This is a genomic window from Mesorhizobium sp. M7A.F.Ca.CA.001.10.2.1, assembly GCF_003998575.1.
In the GTDB taxonomy this organism is placed as follows: Bacteria; Pseudomonadota; Alphaproteobacteria; order Rhizobiales; family Rhizobiaceae; genus Mesorhizobium.
Window position 1 is genome coordinate 1 of record NZ_RZQY01000557.1, and the last position, 4,125, is coordinate 4,125.

Here is a 4,125-nt window from a genome sequence, read left to right on the forward strand (position 1 = left end):
TCCTGGGCCTGAACGGCGGCGATGGGTGGGTGGCTCCGAAGCCGCTGGTTTAGTCTTCTTCTCCCCGGCACGATACGGGGAGAAGAAGGCTAATCCCTCGAAATAATCTCCTGGCCGTCGATGACCAGCCTGAGACCGAGGGCGCCGGCCCTGCGGCGAGCGAGGAAACGCGGACGGCGCGTGTTCGAAATCCGCCCCTTGCGCCGATCCTGCGGCGGCAGCGTCTTGATGGCGGCACCGAGCGATTCTTCCAGGGTGCGGGCAACGCCGTCCGATTCGATCAGCAGCATCGGCAGACGGTAAGCGTCGGCCCAGGCGCGCCAGTCGGCTGCGACATCGTCGAGATCGTCGGCCACCAGCAGCGGCACCGACAGCATCGGGTCGTTGTGCAGGAGTTCCAGGGTCACCGTGACATTGCCGTCCGGATCCTCCATGGCGCGGGCGGCAACGCCGCGGAACGCATTGGCGGGCAGAACGATGATCGCGGGCAGGCCGCTCATCTCGAGCAGGCGGCGGATCACGGCGCCGCGCTGGTCGATGGTGAAGGTTACATCGCCGTAGTCGTCGCGAGTCGCGTAGCTCACCACTTGCGGCAGGCGAAATGGGTCGAGACGCATGTTGCGTCCCGCCCAGACTGGCTTCAGTCCGGTGTTCATAGAGTGGCCTTCCTGTCTGTCTCCTGAGAGCCGGTGTCCGGTTCTCTCCGGGCCGGTTTTTCCAGCCTCGTTTGTATGGAGACAGTAGCGCGGGCTCCTTACCGCCCCGCTTAAGAAAGTCGGTTAAATTTTGCTGATCTCAGGGATGGTTATCGGAATCCCACCAGCCGCAAGATGTGGAAAGGATCAGATAACCTTACCCGGATTCATGATGCCGGCCGGGTCGAAAGCGGCCTTCACCCTTCGCATCAGATCGATCGCCATTGGCGGCGCGGTGGCGATCAGTTCGTCGCGCTTCAACTGGCCGATGCCGTGCTCGGCCGAGATCGAACCGTGCAGGCTGCGCACCACACCGTGCACCGCCTTGTTCATGGGGTGATAGAGAGCGAGGAACGCCTCATCATCGCCGTCGACTGGCCGCGAAATGTTGTAGTGGAGATTGCCGTCGCCCATATGACCGAAGCAGACCACGCGGGCGCCTGCACTTACCGACGCCACGGCGCCGGCGGCTTCTTCGATGAAGCGCGGGATCGATGCAATAGGCACCGAAATGTCGTGCTTAATCGAGGCGCCTTCCGGCTTCTGCGCCTCGGGCAGCAGCTCGCGGAAATTCCAGAAGGCATCCCCCTGCCCGAGGCTCGCCGCAATGACGGCGTCGCCGACGAATTCCTGTTCAAGGCCGGCCGAGAGCACGTCCTCGATCAACGCCCGCGAATCCTCCGACGAACGGCCTGATGAAATCTGCATCAGCACATACCACGGCCAGTCCTCGATCAGCGGCCGCACCACGCCCTGGGCATGCGCCAGCGTGAAATCATATGGCCGCCTGCCGATCAGTTCGAAAGCGGTGAGCGCTGCCCCGGCACGGTCCATGGCCAGGCTGAACAGCGAAAGTGCTGCCTCGGGTGACGAAAGGCCGGCGAAGGCGACTTCGCGCCCCTTCGGCTTCGGGAACAGCTTGAGCACGGCGGCGGTGATGACGCCGAGCGTACCTTCGGCGCCGACGAACAGGTTTTTCAGATCGTAGCCGGTGTTGTCCTTCTTCAGCTTGCGCAGGTCGTCGAACACCTCGCCGGTCGGCAGCACCACCTCGACACCGAGGCAAAGTTCGCGCGCATTGCCATAGGCAAGCACGCCGGTGCCGCCGGCATTGGAGGAAAGATTGCCGCCGATCTGGCAGGAGCCTTGCGCGGCCAGCGACAGCGGAAACAGCCGGTCGGCGGCGTCGGCTGCCTCCTGCAGCGTCTGCAGGATGACGCCGGCCTCGACCGTCACCGTGTTGGACAGGACATCGATCTCGCGGATGCGGTTCAGCCGCGACAGCGACAGGACGATTTCGCGCCCGGACCTGTCCGGCACCTGGGCGCCGACCAACCCGGTGTTGCCGCTTTGCGGCACGATCGGCGTTCCCGTCTCCGTCGCCAGCCGCATGATCCGGCTGACTTCGTCGACACTGCCCGGGCGCAGCACCAGCGATGTCGCGCCGTGCCAGAGCCCGCGCCGCTCAATGAGGTAAGGCGCGATATCGCGCTCGTCGCGGAGCGCATATTTGTCGCCAACGATCGCCGCGAAGCGATCGATGAGAGCGGAATCGAGTGTCTCTGTGATTTCGGTCATGGGGGAAAACTATGGTGTGGGCTGCGTGATGTCACGAGGGGCGGCGGCACGCGACAGCCGATCGTTAATGGCTTCACCGAGCCCGTCGAAGGGAATACGCTCGACGGCGATGGTCTGCGCGCCGCAGCGGTCGAGCTCCTGCATATAGGCAAACAGATTGCTCGCCGCTTCGCGCAGGTCACCGGTTTCGGATAAATTGAGGAAGGCTTCGGCGCGGCGCCAGCCTTGCGCCCTCTGGCTGCCGAAGCCTAGCAAAGCCTCGCCCTCGCCGACCGTGCCGGCATTGAGCCGCATCGCAGCACCTGGCGCATAGTGCGAGGCGAGCATGCCCGGCGCCTCGACGCCGGCGGCGCCGCCGCGCAACAGCTCCATGCCGATAGCCGCCTCGATCTCCTCGGCGGCGATGCCGCCGGGCCTCAGCAGCCGCAATCTGTCCCCTTCGGCCTTGAGAATCGTCGATTCCAGCCCGATCGGCGTCGCGCCGCCATCGACCACCAGCTTTATGCGCGTGCCGAGATCCGCCGCTACCGCTTGCGCGGTCGTTGCGCTGATTTTGCCGGATGAATTGGCGCTGGGCGCTGCAAGCGGGCGGCCGAGCCTGGCGATCAGCTCGCCACCAAAGCCCCTCGGCATGCGCAAGGCAATCGTATCGAGCCCGGCGGTGACCAGCGGATGGATGCCGTTGCCGGGCCGTTGCGGCAGCACCAGCGTCAGCGGACCTGGCCAGAATGCCAGCGCCAGTTTCCTGGACAGCGGATCGAACAACGCGAGGCGCTCTGCCATCGCCATATCCGCGACATGGGCGATCAGCGGGTTGAAGCGCGGGCGCCCCTTGGCTTCGAAGATGCGTGCGACGCCGATGCCGTTGGTGGCGTCGCCGGCCAGCCCGTAGACGGTTTCCGTCGGGATGGCGACGACATCGCCTTCCATGAGCAGCGCCAGCGCCCGCTCCAGCGCCTCGCCCGAGCCAAGTATTTCAGCCACTCTCGTCACCTCACAGATGCGGGGTGCGTAGTACGATGGCGGCCGTTGGGCAAGCCGCTGTTGGGTAACCTATTGTTGGCGAGCAGGAGCATTGGCGATTTATCAATCCCTAAAATGCTATGTTTCCGCGAAAGCCGGCATCAATTCCGGCCTGCTATCGAAGAGCTTCTGGGCAAAGGGGAGCGACATCAGTGTCTGCGCGTATCCTGTTGGGTATCATTCTTGCTGTTGCGGCCGGCGAAGCCCAGGCGTCATCCCTGGTTTTTCCAGGCACGCCATCCTCCACCCCATCGATCGTCAGGACCGGCGCCCCCAACCAGCCTGGAACCGCCGATGCGGTCAGCGCCAGCGATGCGCTGTCGGTGGTGGCAAAAGGGGAAGCGCAGCCCGACGTCACCGATGAAAAAGTGGCGGCGATCCCGGACAAGCCCGCGACCGGGCACGGCTTCCAGCCAGGCCCGATGGTCATTCGTGGCGGCGTTACCGGTCCCGATTTCCCTGCACCGGCGCCAACCGCTGCACCAGCGGCCGGTGCCGCGCCGGCCGCTGGCACGGCGCCGGCGGCAGGCACAGCGCCGGCAACGGCCACCGCCTCCGCAGCCCCCTCAGGGAACGCCGAGAACCAACCCACGCCGCCGAGCGCTCCGGCGCCGGCAGCAGGGCAGCACATGCCTCCCAACGGCTACACCAAATAGCCCCGGCTCCAAGACAGCCGACATCGATGGCGTGACTTGACGGTGGTCTGGCGCCCGGCGCACCATTGCCAGGCAAATCCCGTTCTAGGTATTTCTGGCAGACGGGATTTCATCGTTAGGGGTAAAGGGGGGTGATCATGAGAAAATCTGGAATCGTAACCGGGGCAGGCCTT

At 64.9% G+C, this 4,125-nt stretch carries 4 protein-coding genes; 1 reads left to right on the forward strand and 3 read right to left on the reverse strand.

Going from position 1 to position 4,125, the window contains the following annotated elements; genetic code table 11:
• Window positions 1–89: 89 nt before the first annotated feature.
• The 3 genes from EN964_RS27165 to EN964_RS27175 all read right to left on the reverse strand — a co-directional run bounded on the left by EN964_RS27165 (window position 90) and on the right by EN964_RS27175 (window position 3,257).
• Entirely contained in the window at window positions 90–656 is a 567-nt protein-coding gene (locus EN964_RS27165) for a DUF6101 family protein (RefSeq protein WP_023808648.1), read from the reverse strand.
• A 186-nt stretch (window positions 657–842) separates the two neighbouring features.
• Window positions 843–2,273, reverse strand: coding sequence for an FAD-binding oxidoreductase (locus EN964_RS27170; RefSeq protein WP_127270791.1), 1,431 nt, complete (start codon window positions 2,271–2,273; stop codon window positions 843–845).
• 9 nt (window positions 2,274–2,282) lie between these two features.
• On the reverse strand, window positions 2,283–3,257 hold the full coding sequence (locus EN964_RS27175; RefSeq protein WP_127270789.1) for an L-threonylcarbamoyladenylate synthase: 975 nt from the start codon (window positions 3,255–3,257) through the stop codon (window positions 2,283–2,285).
• Between the two features lie 191 nt (window positions 3,258–3,448).
• On the opposite strand from EN964_RS27175, the gene EN964_RS27180 reads away from it, so the two are divergent.
• Window positions 3,449–3,952 carry a hypothetical protein gene (locus EN964_RS27180; protein WP_127276963.1) on the forward strand — a complete coding sequence of 168 codons (504 nt, stop codon included), beginning with the start codon at window positions 3,449–3,451 and terminating at the stop codon, window positions 3,950–3,952.
• Window positions 3,953–4,125 lie beyond the last annotated feature (173 nt).

Excerpts from the sequence above, each read along its gene's own strand:
- EN964_RS27165 (WP_023808648.1), bottom strand. The coding sequence starts at position 656 with ATGAACACCGGACTGAAGCCAGTCTGGGCGGGACGCAACATGCGTCTC.
- EN964_RS27170 (WP_127270791.1), bottom strand. The coding sequence starts at position 2,273 with ATGACCGAAATCACAGAGACACTCGATTCCGCTCTCATCGATCGCTTC.